This window comes from Clostridium polynesiense, from assembly GCF_000820705.1.
GTDB lineage: Bacteria > Bacillota > Clostridia > Clostridiales > Clostridiaceae > Clostridium_AA > Clostridium_AA polynesiense.
This window is the reverse complement of the sequence record NZ_CCXI01000158.1, coordinates 37,959-52,381: the sequence shown is the minus strand read 5'-3', so window position 1 is coordinate 52,381 and position 14,423 is coordinate 37,959. Positions and strand designations below refer to the sequence as shown.

Here is a 14,423-nt window from a genome sequence, read left to right as displayed (position 1 = left end):
CTGCGGCTTTTCATTCACCGCTTGATTATATTATCACGGCGGCTTTGTTTTGTCAACACATTTTATTTAAATTTTAAATTAATTTTTATTTATTAATTTAAAGTTTTTATTTAGTGCTGTTTATTTATCATCGCTCTGCCGCAAGCGACTTGTATATAGTATCATGAATATAGATATACTCTTTATATTTAATACTGTTTTAATGAAAAAAACCATCCACATTCCTCCTCTTTACTTTATATTTCTTTGATATACTTATATTGATACACTGGGAGTAGTTTATTTCAATATCTTTTGTATTAATATATAAGATATGAGGACTTTAATTAAAAAGAAAAAAACTGTATTATAATATAGAAGATTTTTATATAAAGTAAAATCAGCCAATCAGTTATTATGTACTAATTAAATGTATATAATGAAAGGAGGTAAATTTTAGTGAGTCTTTCATATATATTATAATTATCCTCACTAAAAATAAGTTATGAAAAAATCAGATTTTTTAAGTATATTAGAAGCAAATTTATCAGGGTATCCTGAAACCTCTGTAGAAATAGTACTTAATAAATATAGAAACAAGTTTAAAGATGCCGAGTCTAAAGGTATATCGGAAGATGATTTTATCACCAGCTTAGGGGATCCGTATATAATTGCTCAAAGCTGCATAAAAAATATGGATATAATTTCAGAAGAAATCACCACCTCTCATCAAGAAAGCTTTTCAGAAATAACTGATAAAACTGATATATCATCAGTAGAGCTTCCATCAATGAGTGTTATACAATCCATGTTGTCTAAATTCTTCAAAACCATATTCAGCATATTGGGCTTTATATTTTTTCTTATTATGTCTCTTCCCCTGTTTTTTGTACTGTTAACTTTATTTTTAGCATCCATCTTAGTTTCACTATCAGGGGTAGCTATTGCCGGTTCCGTTATATTTGCTCCTCATCTGGTAAACCTTCCTTTTAAACTTCCGGAATCTGCGATGTTTTTTGGAATATTAGGCGTGGTTATTTTAGGAATAATAGTTTTTATATTAGGAATATTAATGCTGAAGTTTAATTATGGATTAATGAAAAAGCTTGGTAGAAAAATTGGCTATCCTCTAAACGGAAAGGAAAGTGACTAATTATGAAAAAACCTACATTGAAAAATATATTGGTGTTTTTAACAGCTTTAATGCTGATATCTTTTGGTATATGCTTTTTAATAGTCACTCTCAGTCATTTTTAATATCCGCTTAAAATAATAAGACATCCCACGGAAAAGGATGTCTTATTATTTTTATATTTGTTAAATTACCTGATTATTAAATATTTAAGTTATTATCCTGATTTCTCTTCTTTAATTTACTTCCCATAAGTACTTCCCAATACCTATTTGCTATAAAGACATAAGTTAACCGAACAGCAGCTGCTAATCCAGTATATATAAAAATAAACCTGTATGAATACTTCCATGCCCATATTATATCTGCATTTTCACTTCGAAGTATCATTATCAGCGCAGTAAATAAAGAAAGATACAGGGAGCATGTAAAAAATATGATTCCCATCACCACAGCTTCCACTCCCACATACATAAAGTATCTGTCCAGCCTCTCCGGTTTCATATATCTATAGGAAATCAGTGATAATAAAAAAATAAGTACAGCACCGCATAACATAAACAGCATGATGGACATTTGCATTTTATTGTCCTGCAGAGCAAGCCTAAAATCTGAGTTTATCATATTAAAAACTTTATAAATAGTAGCTTCTTCTACCCATTTAATAAAGCTTCTTGTTTTAATATGGCTTTCATTTATAAGGTAATATCCTGTCCCAAAAATAAGGAAGTACGAATATATCACTAATATAGGCATTATAATTACAGAAATCTTTTTTCCGAAAAGGGAATTGAGAAAAAGGCTTATGGATACCATCAATATTATAAGAATAAGATGAAATATTAAAAATTTTAACAGGTATGAAACTCCAATGTGAGCTGTATCATAAAAAATCCTTTTATTTATACCATAAGCCGCAAGCTTTATTAAAAAATTCCCAATAAAACTTATAGTTATAGCAGTTATTAAAAATACTCCTTCGGTAATTAAATAGGATATTCTTTTATCATCCTTGAAATCTTCTGAGCGAAGATATTTTATTTTGTTATTCATTAATATAGTGCATCCTATTATATATATGAAAATCAGCTTAAGGCTTTGAACCCAGGACAAAGAAATAAAGTTCTTTATTCCATAGGAGGCACTAAATCCGCTGCTGTCACTTAATTTAATAGTACTTAACATTTCACCATTATTAAAAATAATGAACAAAACTAAAAATAGCAGTGGAGAAAACCACTTTGCCTTTTTAAATTCCTCTTTAAACATCGCTATTGAAAAATAATTTTTCATAATAATCCACCCATCTTATGAAATTATTCTGCCTATTATATCCTATTATAACACATTTAAGTTAATTACTGTAAATTTATTATTTATTTGCTTCTATAATGCTTATTTTGTAACACAAATATAAAAAGTACATATACTAGCAGTATAAAGGCTATTAATAATGCTCCTCTTAAATATAAGGCTTTGCCCCAATAATTTTTAATTAGAATTCTTCCTACTCCCATCTTTAATTAAAAAACAGACCACTTGCAACAGGTGGTCTGTTTCATTTCATCTATTTAATTTATTTAAAAGAAAAGCTTAAAGATTATTAAAAATATAACCCCGGGCACTCCGAAAAATCCAGCAATTAAAGCAGTAGCAGCATTGATTCCTATTTGTAACCCAAACATTTGCCCGAATAAATTAACCAGCCATAGCAGTATAGCTCCCAAAACTCCGTTTATTAAAAGCTTAACCAATATTTTTATAGGCCATGAGAACAATTTTACTATTAAAACTAAAGCAACCATAGCTATAATAAAATAAATAAATACGTCCATGCCATCAACCCCTTCGTAAAATTATTTCTTGATTTAAATTACTTTATCATCCTTAATATAATAATATTATTATATATTACTATATGGTACGTATAGAATTATTATTTATAAGATATTTTGCATTAATGCCTATATTTAGGTGTTTTGCCTGCTTTATGAGATATTCATATCTGGTAACAGCAGCTTGCTTATAAAAGATTGCCACCTCTATAAGCTTCGGATCAGTAGCGTTTTGAAAAAAGCACTCTGCAGCCTCTATATCAGCTAAAGCCTTATTTATCCCTTCAAGCAGGGTCTTTTTTATTTCCTTTAATTCCTTCTTATTAAAATCAACCTGTATAATATTCTCCGACATAAGAACCTCCTATTTCTGTACTATCTGAAATCCTTGACAGAAATAGGAAAAAGTATTCAAGCTGGTGCCAGGCACCTGACAAGTGACAAATTATCGTGAAGCGTACTCAGCCAATACCCTCTGAAGTTCGTATATATTAAGTTTACTGTTAAACTGCTTCTGTATAGGCATATCCGATCCTGATATCCATATCTTAAGCTCAGCGTCAAGATCGAAGTGACCTGAGGTTTCAATGGTGAAGTGGGTGATGCTTCTATATAAAATTGAGTGATATTCAATTTTCTTTCCAGTCATACCCTGTACATCCACCAGTATTAATCTTTTGTTTGTAAAAATGAACATATCTCTAATAAGCAGATATGCTTTTTCTACAATTTCTCCCGGATATAATAATTCCTTATATTTTGCCTTTAATTCCTCTGGATTTATTTCTGATGCGTTTCCTATTACTCCATTAAATATCCCCATTTTTCAATCCTCCTTTAAACAGTTTTTATATTATTTAATTTTAGCATATTTATTTGCGTAATGTAGATAATTTTAATGTCATACTTATGATATCAGCCGCCGGGTATCTGACATTATAATACTGATGGTATAATATTTCCCAGGTAATTGAACTATTCTCCTTGAAAAATGCTTATTTAATCTTATCTTCTTATATATTTATTTCTCATTAATTATCTAAATCAATCCAATATCTTTGAAAAGCAATTCCCTTATACACACCTTCAGATTCCAATATTCCTTTATTTTTAACTATTGTTTTAGCAGAACCTTTATTTTCCTTATCGCAGGTTAGGAGCACCCTTTTCATGCCCATTTCTTTAACTATAATCAATGCCTGTCTTAATAATTCTGAGGCATAACCCTTCTTTCTTTCACTAGGCCTTATTCCATATCCTATATGTCCGCCTCTGTCTAATAAATCCTCATTAAGCCTGTGCCTTATGTTTACAGCACCTAAAATTCTTTTCTTATCATCTGCCAGCCAATAGGTAGAGTTTTCAACAAACTCAGGTTCCAACCCTTCTCCTACACTCATTTTCTCTAGCTTTTTTATAAGTGCTGAAAAATCACTGGCATCAAAGCTTAAAACCCAGGGGGTAAACTCTTCGCCGGTACTTTTCCATTCTTCAATCATATTTAAATATTCTTCCTTATACTCAATCCCCGGCTTTACCAGATATACTTTAGTCATAAGCTTTCACCCTTTCATACAATATTATTTAATTTCAAATCCATTTCTATTATTGAGTTTTCATCTTTATCTATAATTTCTACGCTTATTGAATCTACAGTGGTTTTAAATATATCCTTTATTTTTTTAGTTTCTTCTACTGCTTTATTGAATTCCTCTATATTATTCACATTTCCAACAGTAAGGTGAGGAATGAACTCCTCGTTATTCAGCCATGGAGGATAAAATTCTTTTAAAATACCGCTGTATAATCTTTTGTGTATTTGAATTATCTGTTCCTTACTCTCTGTAATATTTAGAAACAAGTAATTACCAAAGGAGGTTGAAGGAGTAATTTCCTTAAGTGTAACAGAAAAAGGCTTTATACCACTAAGTACATTTTCAATATGCTCTCTTAATATATCTCCACTGATATTACTTTCAAAGGGGAAAATCAGGGTTATATGAGGTGGTACATGATGAGCAAGAGGATCATATTTTTCCCTTATTTCCTCTATTAAATCTATATTTTTAAAACGCGGAAATACCATAATGCATCTTTTTATCATAGTACCTGTATCCCCCTCTATTTCTTTATATGCTTTATTAAACGCAAAAATTAACTATAAGCATGATTAATTCTTAAGAAAAATATAATATGTATACGCAATTATACCATTTTTTTCTAGAAAACAGTAAAAATATATTTCATATAATCTACAAAAAAATAAAGCTAAAGGAAAGACCTTTAGCCATATATTTACAAAAAATTATTTATAGTCACTTGTCAGGTGCCTGGCACCTGTTTGTCCCTATATATCTATATTTCCTTACGGCCTTCTAAAGCCTTGGATAGTGTTACCTCATCGGCATATTCTAAGTCTCCGCCTACTGGTATTCCAGAAGCAATCCTTGTAACCTTCATATCAAGAGGCTTTAGTATTCTGGAGATGTACATAGCAGTAGCCTCTCCTTCTATGGTAGGGTTTGTAGCCACTATGACCTCCTTTACTTCCGGAGACATTCTTGCTACAAGCTCTCTTATCCTTATATCCTGAGGACCTCTTCCCTGCATGGGGGATATGTTTCCATGAAGCACATGATATACCCCATTAAACTCCTTGATCTTTTCCATAGTCATTATATCTTTGGGCTGCTCTATTACGCAGATTACTCCCTTTTCCCTGTTTGGATTTGAACATATGGCACAAGGATCTGAATCTGTATAATTCCCGCAGACTGAGCAATACTTTATGGTACCTCTAGCCTGAACTAAGGCATTAGAAAACTCCTCCACCTCTTCTTTTGGAAGATTTAATATGTGAAGGGTAAGCCTTTGAGCAGTTTTATGCCCTACTCCAGGAAGTTTAGCAAATTCTTCAATTAGTTTTTCTATAGCCACTGGATAAAAATCCAATTTCTCACTTCCTTTTTAAGACAATCTAGAAGGAAGAATTTAAATACCATAAAGAAAAAATTTTCCCCTGAGGAAAAATTTTTCTTATTGATTACATCTCAATTCTTAAATCTAAATTATCACATCGTAATTTTCAATTCTCAGTAGTGAATCTTAAGTCCTTTGTTTTACATTGTAAACTCAAAATGCTGTGTTTAAAATAATCCCGGCATGTTGAAGCCGCCAGTAACTTTTCCCATAGCGCTGTTTGTTTCATCCTCTGCTTTTTTAATAACCTCATTTACTGCGCTTAAAACCATATCCTCAAGCATTTCCACATCATCAGGATCCAATACTTCAGGCTTTATTTTTATTGACACCAGCTGTTTTTTGCCATTTGCTTTAACAACTACTGCTCCACCGCCTACAGAAGATTCAAATTCTTTATTTTCAAGCTCTTTCTGCATTTCTTCCATCTGTTTCTGCAGTTTCTGTGCCTGCTTCATTAAATTATTCATGTTTCCGCCGCCGAAGCCGCCTGGAAATCCTTTTGCCATATGATAAACCTCCCTATTTAGAATTTACTCATATTATTATATAGTATTTTAGTACTTATGACTATATTTATGCCCCGGTTTAATAAAATGTATATTTTATAGTTACCAAGACAGATTATTCATCAATTATTTCAATGTTATCTTCCCCTATGGCTTCTATTAGAAGATCCATGGGGTTATTACTTTCCTGCTGCTTTCTGTCTACAGTGTAGCGGACCTTAACCCTATCCTTTAATATTTCAGAAAACACTTCATCCACTATTTTTCTGTTATCTTCCTTTTCCAGTCTGAGTTTATTAAAAGCAAACTGTTCCTCGTACTGTATTTCAATGATTCCCTTTTCACAGGAGGCAGGTCTTCCTGTCATTAAGGAAGCATATATAAGCATATTCCTTCTTGCCTTAAAGCTGTCCAGAATATCTTTCCATGCCCTTCTCACCGTATCTATAGTTATCTTTGAATCAACATTTATCATTGAAGAAGAGTCTTCCTCAGCCTCGGTGCTGAGATTCTTCTTTTTAGGAGAAATGGTGCTTTTCACTTTTATATTTTTCTTGGGAGCCTCTTCTCCTGCTGACGGGAATGCTACTCTACCTCTTTTAATAAGCTCCTCCAGCTTATTAATCCTGGTTAAAATTATCTCCGGAGAGGTATCATACTCTATTTTACAGAGCTTTATAACCGCAAGCTCTAAATAAAGTCTTGCCTGCTTGCTGGACTTTGCCTGCTCCTCGCATTCCTGCAGTATCCTTATATTCCTCATTATTTCTTCTATTCTTATCCTGTTTCCCTGTTCTCTTAAAAGCTCAATATTTTCTAAAGACATATCAACTATGCTTTCAGGAGAATTGCTTACCTTTACCATTAATAGATTTCTGTAATGAGCTATAAAATCCTTTATAAAAAGATAAAGATCCTTTCCTGCCATAACCATTTCATCTATTACATTCATGGCTTTTTCCACATTTCTTTCAATGACGGAATCAGTAAGCTTAAAGAGATTCTCATTGGTTACAAGTCCAAGCATATTGATTACATTAGAGTATTCCACTTTTCCTCCGCCCATGGATATAGCCTGATCCAATATACTTAAAGAATCTCTGGCTGCTCCATCGGCAATCCTGGCTATTAAACTCAAAGAATTGTCGTCGGCAAATACTCCCTGGCCGCTTACTATTTTTCTTAGCAGCGCAGTGATTTTTTCTGTGCTTATCCTTTTAAAATCGAACCTTTGACATCTTGATAGTATCGTTATGGGAAGCTTTTGAGGATCTGTGGTAGCCAAAATAAACACCACATTTTTAGGAGGCTCCTCCAGGGTTTTTAAAAAGGCATTAACAGCTCCCTGAGAAAGCATATGAACCTCATCCATAATATATACTTTGAATCTTGCTTCCTGGGGTGGATACTGGACATCATCTATTATATCCCTTATTTTATCCACTCCATTATTTGAAGCAGCATCTAATTCAGTAACATCTATAGCCAACCCCTGATTAATCTTTGTGCACATTTCGCATTCATTGCAGGGTTCCCCATCTTTTAAATCAAGACAATTAAGTGCCTTAGCCATTATTTTGGCAGTGGAGGTTTTACCTGTCCCTCTTGTCCCACAAAATAAATACGCATGAGCAGTTCTTTGATTTTTAATTTGATTTTTTAAAGTTACAGTTATATGTTCCTGTCCAACTACATCTTCAAAATTTTTAGGTCTCCATTCTCTGTATAACGCAGTATAAGCCAAGGTGTCTCACCTCATTTCTTGTGTTCTACCTTATTATTATACACTAAAACGCTATAGTTTTTACAATTATAAATAAAAAGAATTTTAAGAAATCATATATAATTTTCTTCTGTTGGATTAATCAGTAACAGAGACAGATAGCACCGTTTATTTCGAAAAATTTAACTGATATAATTATATTATTAACAAGTTTAAATTAAATAAAATTAGCCATAGATGAGTATAATTAAATCAGGAGAGTGATGTAGATGAATATGCAAAAATTTACTCAAAAATCTTTAGAAGCTATTCAAGAAGCACAATCTTTAGCTCTCAGCCATAATAATATGCAGATAGAGCAGGAGCACTTGACTTATGCTTTAGTTACTCAGCAGGAAGGCCTTATACCTCAAATGCTGCTTAAGGTTAATATAGATACTGAGGCTTTCACTGAAGCTCTGCTTCAAAAGATAAGAAGACTTTCTGCTGTCACCGGCTCAGGACGAGAAGCAGGAAAGATTTATGTTTCCAAGGATGTAGATGAAGCTTTATTATATTCGGAAAAGACTGCAGAAAGAATGAAGGATGAATTTGTTTCAGTAGAACATATAATGCTTGGACTTTTAAATCACCCTAATAATGCTTTAAAAGATGTATTTTCAAGATTCGGACTTAATAAAGATAACTTTTTAAAAGCACTTCAGGAGGTTAGAGGAAATACCAGAGTAACCAGTGAAAATCCTGAAAACACCTATGATGTCCTTGAAAAATACGGCTATGACTTAGTAAAAAAGGCAGAAAATCAAAAACTTGATCCTGTAATAGGACGGGATAATGAGATAAGAAACGTTATACGAATCTTATCAAGAAAAACAAAAAATAATCCTGTTTTAATTGGTGAGCCGGGAGTTGGTAAAACAGCTATTGCAGAAGGACTTGCACAAAGGATAGTTCGAGGGGACGTACCCTCCAGTTTAAAAAACAGAAGAATTTTTTCCCTGGACATGGGAGCTTTAGTAGCAGGTGCTAAATATCGGGGAGAATTTGAAGAGAGGTTAAAAGCAGTATTAAATGAAATAAAAAAATCCCAGGGACAAATTATAATGTTTATAGATGAGCTTCATAATATAGTAGGAGCAGGTAAAACCGAAGGGTCTATGGATGCAGGAAATCTCCTTAAACCTCTTTTAGCCAGAGGGGAACTGCACTGCATTGGGGCTACCACCTTAAATGAATACAGGCAGTATATAGAAAAAGATGCTGCACTGGAGAGAAGATTTCAGCCGGTAATGGTAAATGAGCCTACCGTTGAAGATACCATAGCAATCTTAAGAGGCTTAAAGGAACGGTATGAAGTATTTCACGGAGTAAAAATACAGGATCAGGCATTAATAGCTGCCGCCACCCTGTCAAACCGTTATATATCTGATAGATTTCTCCCTGATAAGGCCATAGATTTAGTGGATGAATCCTGTGCTATGATACGTACAGAAATAGATTCCATGCCTACGGAGCTGGATGAGATTTCAAGGAGGATAATTCAGCTTCAGATAGAAGAAGCAGCTTTAAAAAAGGAAAAAGACCAGCTTGCCAGAGAGCATTTATCAGAAATTCAAAAGGAACTCTCTGAAATGAATTCTACCTTTAACGCTATGAAGGCTAAATGGGAAAATGAAAAAACAGCTATTTCTAAGGTCCAAAAACTTCGGGAGGAAATAGAAAGAATTAATGGTGAAATAGAAAAGGCTGAAAGAAGCTATGATTTAAATAAAGCAGCGGAACTAAAATACGGCAGACTCCCCGAGCTTCAAAAAGAACTTGTCAAGGAAGAGGCTTTAGCACAAAAAAAGCAAACTGAAAACTCTCTGCTGAGAGATAAAGTTACAGATGAAGAAATTGCAAGGATAGTTTCCCGCTGGACAGGAATCCCCCTATCTAAATTAATGGAGGGGGAAAGAGAAAAGCTTCTGAACCTTGAAAGCATACTTCATGAAAGGGTTGTTGGACAGGAGGAAGCGGTTAAAAGGGTAACTGAAGCCATTCTCCGTTCACGTGCAGGAATTGCAGATCCTAATCGACCTATAGGCTCATTTTTATTTCTTGGCCCTACCGGTGTAGGTAAAACTCAGCTGGCTAAAACCCTAGCTCAAACCCTTTTTGATGATAAAAAAAATATAATCCGTATTGATATGAGCGAATATATGGAGAAGTACTCTGTGAGCAGGCTTATAGGAGCTCCTCCGGGATATGTAGGCTATGAGGAGGGTGGACAGTTAACGGAAGCAGTGAGAAGAAAACCCTACTCAGTAATCTTATTTGATGAAGTGGAAAAGGCTCACCCTGATGTGTTCAATGTACTCCTTCAGGTGCTGGATGATGGAAGGATTACAGATTCTCAGGGAAGGACCGTGGACTTTAAAAACACTATAATAATACTTACCTCTAATCTTGGTTCTTCCTATTTGTTAGAAGGTATAGCAGAAGACGGCAGCATAACTGATGAAGCTAAAAACCAGGTTGAGGAGCTTTTAAAGCATTCCTTCAGACCTGAATTCTTAAATAGATTGGATGAAATTGTATTTTATAAGCCTCTTACTAAAAAAGATATATTTAAAATTACAGATTTATTATTGATAGATTTAAGAAAAAGACTTAAGAGCCAGCAGCTTGATATAGAACTTACCGAGGAAGTAAAAGAATATTTAGCTGAAGCGGCTTATGATCCAATTTATGGTGCAAGGCCATTAAAACGCTTTATACAAAGAGAGGTAGAAACTTTAATTGCAAGACTTATTATAAAAGAGGACATTGCTCCTCACAGCATAATCACTGTAGATTATGATGGAAAGGATATGATTGTAAGCCATAAAAAAGATAAATAAAAGCTTCATACGGATTTAATTGAAAAGAATATCCATTTATAGCAAAAATAAAAAAAGGCATAAAAAAAGAAATACCTTTTGATGTATTTCTGAAATATGCCTTTTATTTTTGTCACTTGTCAGGTGCCTGGCACCATATTTAATTATAATAAAAACCGTGCACCTCACGTTGGCAGTAACCTATAAGCGTTACCCATACAGTTAGCTCAAGCCAGGTTAATCCACGGCACACGAAAGGATCCACTTACCGCTGCTTCCTTCCGGACCTGACGGGGTTCACGGGCTTCCGTTGCGTGGGACCCAACTCTCAACACCACTTATATGGGGCAGACCCTACAGGTTAAAGCCGAAGTGAGGAATTCAATCCTGCTGTAGCGGATTGCAGGTACAGGGCACCGCTAACTCCCCATCTAGCACGGCAAAGTTTAAATGGCGGAGAGAGAGGGATTCGAACCCTCGGTAGAGTTTCCCCTACACACGCTTTCCAGGCGTGCCCCTTAAGCCAACTCGGACATCTCTCCATGTTACCATAACTAAAATTTTTATATTACTCGCATTCCTGCGACGTATTTCATTATAACAACTAGATAACTCACAGTCAAGTAGTTTCTATAAATTCTTCACTGTAAAATTAATTCCATTTAAACAGCTAAAGGGGCATAAGCCCCTAGTGATTTTATAACCTTTAGAGTATGTCCATCCAAATCTTAATAGCGGTGGCAAATATTAATACCGCCAATAAGTTTTGAAGCACCTTAGCATTTATCTTTTTACCTGCAATTGCTCCAAGGGGAGATGCAATCAAGCTTGCTACTACCATTATTGCTGCAGATGCATAGTCTACCTGTCCTGTAGTAATCTTTCCTATAGTTGCTCCTATGGAAGATATAAATGTGATAGCTAAGGAAGATGCAATAGTCATCCTGGTAGGAATTTTTAAGACCACCAACATTATGGGTACAAGCAGAAAGGCTCCTGCTGCTCCCACAATACCTGCCCCTAATCCTACTATGAAGGCAAGTCCTGCTGCAAGCCATTTATTAAACTTAACCTGGTCCAAAGGAATATCATCAATTCCCTTTTTAGGTATAAACATCATAATCGCTGCTGCTAATGCTAAAACTCCGTATATTAAATTAATAGTTCCTTCGCTCATCATCCTGGAACCATAGCCTCCAATAAAGCTTCCAAGTAATATACTAACTCCCATATATCCAATTAAGGTTTTATTTAGATACCCACCTTTACGATATGCCCATACACCACCAATGGTTGCAAAGAACACCTGAACCGCACTTATTCCTGAGACTTCATGTGCACTGAAGGCTGCTAAACCAAATAGTGGCGGAATGTATAAAAGCATTGGGTATTTTATTATAGAACCACCAATTCCCAACATCCCGGATATATAGGAGCCTATAAATCCGATGAGAAAAATGGTGATTATAAATGCAAAATCCATTATTATTCCTCCTTATAGAAAGGGAACCTTAATCGGTTCCCCTTATTTTCATTTACTTTTGTATTTTTCTGCACTAAGCTTTCTTAATCCAGAACTTTAAAACTTCATTTTCTTCTTCATGCTTAAGAAGCTCGTGTCCAACAGTTTTTGCCCAAGCTGATAAATCATTTTTTGCCCCTTTATCTGTAGCATGAATTTCAAGTATCTCTCCTGATTGAATTTCATCCATAGCTTTTTTAGTTTTAACAATAGGCATTGGACAAGCTAGTCCTTTTGCATCTAATACTTTTGCTGAATCCATTTTAACTACCTCCAATTTTTTATTATCGAACTGCACAGCGGTTTGGTCCAATTTCCATTTCACGCTGTTTATCATCCTCAGGTGTGATTTTACCCATATTTGTTTGACGAATCTCCTTATAAGCATTTGGCTGAGGCGGTAAATTTTCCGTTACCATTTTTCTGAATTCTTCTTCACTTTCAATATTTAACCCGTGATTTTTTTCATACAGCTTACCCAGCTTTTCATATACGCTTCCATCATCATTTAATTCTTCGACTATCATAAAGTGAGCTGGAAGTACTAAAAGATCCTCTGATAATTCTTTATATCTCTTATACAAGCTTTCTCTAAGGTCTCCCACCCAATCCTGTGCCAATCCTGCAAGGTCAGGTCTTCCGATAGAGTCTATAAATAGAATGTCTCCTGTTAATAAGAATTGATTATCAACTACAAAGGAGGTGGATCCTATAGTATGACCTGGAGAATATAAAGCATGAATATTTATAGCAGTATTTCCTATTTTAACTTCATTTCCATCTTCAAGAGGCTGATAATTAAAGGTTACCTCAGAAGCATCCTTTGGCGGCAACCAGTATAACGAATTTGTTTTTTCAGCAATTGCACGTCCTCCGGAAATATGATCAGCATGCAAATGTGTATCAAATACATTGGTAATCTTTGCACCCAGGCTGTGAGCAAAATCAATATAGGTATCTGCAAATCTTGTAGCATCAATTATAGCTGCTTCTCCATCGGAAACTATCATATAGGATAAACATCCTTTACCAATACGAACAAACTGGTATACAGCTCCTCCATTTTTTAAATCCTTAATCTTTATGGGCTCCAGATGCTCACTCCATGCCTTCATTCCACCCTGGAGATAAGTAACATCCAGACCTTTTTCTGAAAGCATCTCTGCAATCATCTGTGAGGATCCTTCCTTAGCACAAACTACTAATATTTCTTTATCAGAAGGAATTTTATTCATTATCCCCTCTACTCCATCCAGAAGTTCAAAATATGGAACATTTAAATGTTCAAAGTTTATGCCTTCTATTTTCCAATCATTAAACTCATCTCTGTTTCTTACATCTAATATAAATAATTTTTCTTTATTAAATACTTTCTTTGCAATATCATGGGAATTTACCATTTTTAAACTCATCTTAAATTACCCCCCTACGGTATATTATTTTTAAAAAAATATTGTTTTTATAATTTATTCTTAATTATCATTAAAAGGATAAAGTTACATCTGCATCTTTTGCGAAATCCAAGAAGGTTACAGCTCCTCCTACTTCTATACCATCAATTAATTCTTCTTTTCCAATTCCCAAAGCATCCATGGTCATCTGACAGCCTATAAATCTAACTTCCATTTCCTGTGCCATTTCTATAAGCTCTGGTATAGACGGAACGTTTGCTTTAGCAAATCCTTCGGCATAATGCTCTTTTCCTTCAGGCATTGCAAGCTGCTTGCTTCCTTCCTTATGAATTAAATTAAGTCCTTCAAATGTAAAGAAAATTGCTACCTCTTGATCTGTTGCTGCAGCTGCATTTGCTATATTAAACACCTTGTAAGCATCAAAAAGACCTCCATTACTTGCTATGATTGCTACTTTTTTATTCATTAAAT

15 protein-coding genes, 1 tRNA gene and 1 other RNA gene are annotated in these 14,423 nt (G+C 34.3%); 2 read left to right on the top strand and 15 right to left on the bottom strand.

The window, feature by feature from the left end:
- The first annotated feature begins 484 nt into the window (after positions 1 to 484).
- Complete coding sequence (locus tag TA89_RS17315; RefSeq protein ID WP_040215241.1) at positions 485 to 1,132, top strand: DUF1700 domain-containing protein; 648 nt, start codon at positions 485 to 487, stop codon at positions 1,130 to 1,132.
- A 180-nt stretch (positions 1,133 to 1,312) separates the two neighbouring features.
- Here TA89_RS17315 and TA89_RS17310 read toward each other — a convergent pair whose 3' ends face one another.
- The 9 genes from TA89_RS17310 to dnaX form a co-directional block, all read right to left on the bottom strand.
- On the bottom strand, positions 1,313 to 2,404 hold the full coding sequence (locus tag TA89_RS17310; RefSeq protein ID WP_040215239.1) for a hypothetical protein: 1,092 nt from the start codon (positions 2,402 to 2,404) through the stop codon (positions 1,313 to 1,315).
- A gap of 287 nt (positions 2,405 to 2,691) precedes the next feature.
- A complete protein-coding gene (locus TA89_RS17305) occupies positions 2,692 to 2,946 on the bottom strand; it encodes a pro-sigmaK processing inhibitor BofA family protein (RefSeq protein WP_040215237.1) in 255 nt (84 codons plus the stop codon).
- Positions 2,947 to 3,025: 79 nt separating this feature from the next.
- Positions 3,026 to 3,301: a DUF2508 family protein gene (locus TA89_RS17300; protein WP_052447592.1), complete on the bottom strand. Its 276-nt coding sequence runs from the start codon at positions 3,299 to 3,301 to the stop codon at positions 3,026 to 3,028.
- Between the two features lie 90 nt (positions 3,302 to 3,391).
- The gene (locus tag TA89_RS17295) at positions 3,392 to 3,769 is read right to left on the bottom strand and encodes a PH domain-containing protein (RefSeq protein ID WP_040215235.1); all 378 of its coding nucleotides are present in this window, start codon (positions 3,767 to 3,769) and stop codon (positions 3,392 to 3,394) included.
- A gap of 208 nt (positions 3,770 to 3,977) precedes the next feature.
- Complete coding sequence (locus TA89_RS17290; protein WP_040215234.1) at positions 3,978 to 4,502, bottom strand: GNAT family N-acetyltransferase; 525 nt, start codon at positions 4,500 to 4,502, stop codon at positions 3,978 to 3,980.
- Between the two features lie 14 nt (positions 4,503 to 4,516).
- Positions 4,517 to 5,050, bottom strand: a complete 534-nt coding sequence (locus TA89_RS17285; RefSeq protein ID WP_040215232.1) for a 2'-5' RNA ligase family protein — start codon at positions 5,048 to 5,050, stop codon at positions 4,517 to 4,519.
- Positions 5,051 to 5,301: 251 nt separating this feature from the next.
- The gene (recR, locus tag TA89_RS17280) at positions 5,302 to 5,898 is read right to left on the bottom strand and encodes a recombination mediator RecR (protein ID WP_040215231.1); all 597 of its coding nucleotides are present in this window, start codon (positions 5,896 to 5,898) and stop codon (positions 5,302 to 5,304) included.
- A 194-nt stretch (positions 5,899 to 6,092) separates the two neighbouring features.
- Entirely contained in the window at positions 6,093 to 6,434 is a 342-nt protein-coding gene (locus tag TA89_RS17275) for a YbaB/EbfC family nucleoid-associated protein (RefSeq protein ID WP_040215230.1), read from the bottom strand.
- A gap of 115 nt (positions 6,435 to 6,549) precedes the next feature.
- The gene (gene dnaX, locus TA89_RS17270) at positions 6,550 to 8,178 is read right to left on the bottom strand and encodes a DNA polymerase III subunit gamma/tau (RefSeq protein WP_040215228.1); all 1,629 of its coding nucleotides are present in this window, start codon (positions 8,176 to 8,178) and stop codon (positions 6,550 to 6,552) included.
- 248 nt (positions 8,179 to 8,426) lie between these two features.
- Between dnaX and clpB the strand changes: the two genes are divergently transcribed.
- Positions 8,427 to 11,039, top strand: coding sequence for an ATP-dependent chaperone ClpB (gene clpB / locus TA89_RS17265; protein ID WP_040215227.1), 2,613 nt, complete (start codon positions 8,427 to 8,429; stop codon positions 11,037 to 11,039).
- Positions 11,040 to 11,194: 155 nt separating this feature from the next.
- Here the strand turns inward: clpB and ffs are convergent.
- The 6 genes from ffs to TA89_RS17240 all read right to left on the bottom strand — a co-directional run bounded on the left by ffs (position 11,195) and on the right by TA89_RS17240 (position 14,418).
- An RNA gene (gene ffs, locus TA89_RS18150) (signal recognition particle sRNA large type) lies at positions 11,195 to 11,458 on the bottom strand.
- 11 nt (positions 11,459 to 11,469) lie between these two features.
- Positions 11,470 to 11,560, bottom strand: a tRNA-Ser gene (locus tag TA89_RS17260).
- A 164-nt stretch (positions 11,561 to 11,724) separates the two neighbouring features.
- The gene (locus tag TA89_RS17255; protein ID WP_040215225.1) at positions 11,725 to 12,501 is read right to left on the bottom strand and encodes a sulfite exporter TauE/SafE family protein; all 777 of its coding nucleotides are present in this window, start codon (positions 12,499 to 12,501) and stop codon (positions 11,725 to 11,727) included.
- Between the two features lie 73 nt (positions 12,502 to 12,574).
- Positions 12,575 to 12,802: a sulfurtransferase TusA family protein gene (locus TA89_RS17250; RefSeq protein ID WP_040215223.1), complete on the bottom strand. Its 228-nt coding sequence runs from the start codon at positions 12,800 to 12,802 to the stop codon at positions 12,575 to 12,577.
- Positions 12,803 to 12,824: 22 nt separating this feature from the next.
- Complete coding sequence (locus TA89_RS17245; RefSeq protein ID WP_040215222.1) at positions 12,825 to 13,952, bottom strand: MBL fold metallo-hydrolase; 1,128 nt, start codon at positions 13,950 to 13,952, stop codon at positions 12,825 to 12,827.
- 70 nt (positions 13,953 to 14,022) lie between these two features.
- On the bottom strand, positions 14,023 to 14,418 hold the full coding sequence (locus TA89_RS17240; RefSeq protein ID WP_040215220.1) for a DsrE/DsrF/DrsH-like family protein: 396 nt from the start codon (positions 14,416 to 14,418) through the stop codon (positions 14,023 to 14,025).
- Positions 14,419 to 14,423: the final 5 nt, after the last annotated feature.

Coding starts and splice junctions, on each gene's coding strand:
- TA89_RS17315 (WP_040215241.1), top strand. CDS start 485: ATGAAAAAATCAGATTTTTTAAGTATATTAGAAGCAAATTTATCAGGG.
- TA89_RS17310 (WP_040215239.1), bottom strand. CDS start 2,404: ATGAAAAATTATTTTTCAATAGCGATGTTTAAAGAGGAATTTAAAAAG.
- TA89_RS17305 (WP_040215237.1), bottom strand. CDS start 2,946: ATGGACGTATTTATTTATTTTATTATAGCTATGGTTGCTTTAGTTTTA.
- TA89_RS17300 (WP_052447592.1), bottom strand. CDS start 3,301: ATGTCGGAGAATATTATACAGGTTGATTTTAATAAGAAGGAATTAAAG.
- TA89_RS17295 (WP_040215235.1), bottom strand. CDS start 3,769: ATGGGGATATTTAATGGAGTAATAGGAAACGCATCAGAAATAAATCCA.
- TA89_RS17290 (WP_040215234.1), bottom strand. CDS start 4,502: ATGACTAAAGTATATCTGGTAAAGCCGGGGATTGAGTATAAGGAAGAA.
- TA89_RS17285 (WP_040215232.1), bottom strand. CDS start 5,050: ATGATAAAAAGATGCATTATGGTATTTCCGCGTTTTAAAAATATAGAT.
- TA89_RS17275 (WP_040215230.1), bottom strand. CDS start 6,434: ATGGCAAAAGGATTTCCAGGCGGCTTCGGCGGCGGAAACATGAATAAT.
- clpB (WP_040215227.1), top strand. CDS start 8,427: ATGAATATGCAAAAATTTACTCAAAAATCTTTAGAAGCTATTCAAGAA.
- TA89_RS17255 (WP_040215225.1), bottom strand. CDS start 12,501: ATGGATTTTGCATTTATAATCACCATTTTTCTCATCGGATTTATAGGC.
- TA89_RS17250 (WP_040215223.1), bottom strand. CDS start 12,802: ATGGATTCAGCAAAAGTATTAGATGCAAAAGGACTAGCTTGTCCAATG.
- TA89_RS17245 (WP_040215222.1), bottom strand. CDS start 13,952: ATGAGTTTAAAAATGGTAAATTCCCATGATATTGCAAAGAAAGTATTT.
- TA89_RS17240 (WP_040215220.1), bottom strand. CDS start 14,418: ATGAATAAAAAAGTAGCAATCATAGCAAGTAATGGAGGTCTTTTTGAT.